The 1,318-nt window shown below is 26.3% G+C and carries 2 protein-coding genes; both read left to right on the top strand.

Annotation, left to right across the window (positions count from 1 at the left end):
* The coding region (locus tag HMPREF1871_RS06500) for a hypothetical protein (protein ID WP_456236246.1) at positions 1-100 on the top strand (100 nt) is incomplete at its 5' end.
* 303 nt (positions 101-403) lie between these two features.
* On the top strand, positions 404-1,318 hold a 915-nt coding region (locus HMPREF1871_RS04125), incomplete at its 3' end, for a GA module-containing protein (protein ID WP_157058063.1).

Below are 1,318 nucleotides of genomic sequence, written 5' to 3'. Positions count from 1 at the left end.
AGACGGAACATACTATGTAGCTTCAAACGGAAGCATGCTAACAAACACAACAACACCAGACGGATACATGGTAGATGGTAGCGGAGCATGGGTAAAATAAACTAAATAAAAAGAGGAGCAGGAAAAAATTGCTTCTCTTTTTTTTAAAATGTCATCATCAAACAACCAAAAAATAATTTTAAAATTTTTTTTATTAGTATTATAAAAAAACGACTCAAAACTTATTTAATAAACTTATTAAATAAGTTTTTTTATGCAAATAATTTTAAATATTGTCAAGAAAAAATATTAATATAGATATTAAAATAATTATATGGTAATGTTGATATATATAGTGAAATATTGTAGAATTAAGATGTATTATATATTAATAGAACAAAAAATTTTTTAATAGGAGGAAATTATGAAGATAAATAAAATTTTAGCAGTAGGACTTGTTGGAGCGTTGGCACTTAGCGTAGGAGGAGTATGTCAACCATTAGATAAAGCCTTAGCACAAACATCAAAAGAAGATAGGAGTGCTCTTCTTCCTCCGCAAAATCAACCAAGAGCAACTTCTCCAGAAGATTTAAAAAAAGAACAAAAAAATGCAAAAAAACAGTTGAGCAAATTAAAAAATTTAAGTAGTAAAGAAAAAGGAGAATATAGAAGCAGAATAGAAGGAGCTTCAAGTATTAATGAAATAAAAACAATAATAACAGAAGCTCAAACAAAAGATAATGCAAAAAAACAGTTGAAAAATTTAAAAAATTTAGGTAGTAAAGAAAAAGGAGAATATAAAAGCAGAATAGAAGGAGCTTCAAGTAAAGAAGCAATAGATGAAATAATAAGAGAAGCTCAAACTAAAGATGCGGAAATATTAAAAACAACTAAGGAAGAATCAATAAAAGAAATAGAAAACGATAAAGATTTAGATTCTAATGAAAGAGGAATATTGTTAGACAAAATACAAAAAGCAGAAACAATATCGGGAATAAAATCGATAAAAGATTTTTCATTACCAATAGCAAAAGAATTATCAAAAGCAACTAATTTAAGTAAGGATCAAAAAGATTTACTTAGAGAATATACCGGGAAACATTCTGAAGAACACTATAAAAAAATTCAAAAACTTAATGAAAAGGTAGGTCAAGCAAAAAAAGAAATACAAGACCTAAAAAATATAGATGAAAATAAAAAACAAGAATATAAAAATCAAATAGACAAAACAATAGAGGAAGACGAAATTGATAAAATATTAGAACAAGCAAAAGCAGAAAAAGGAAAAGAAGACGGATTAGCTAAAGAGAAAGAAAAAGCTCTAAAAGAAATAGAAGAA

This window comes from Gemelliphila asaccharolytica, assembly GCF_001553005.1.
Taxonomy (GTDB): Bacteria; Bacillota; Bacilli; order Staphylococcales; family Gemellaceae; genus Gemelliphila; species Gemelliphila asaccharolytica.
The sequence above is the reverse complement of the archived record's forward strand: the minus strand, read 5'-3'. Positions and strand labels throughout refer to the sequence as shown.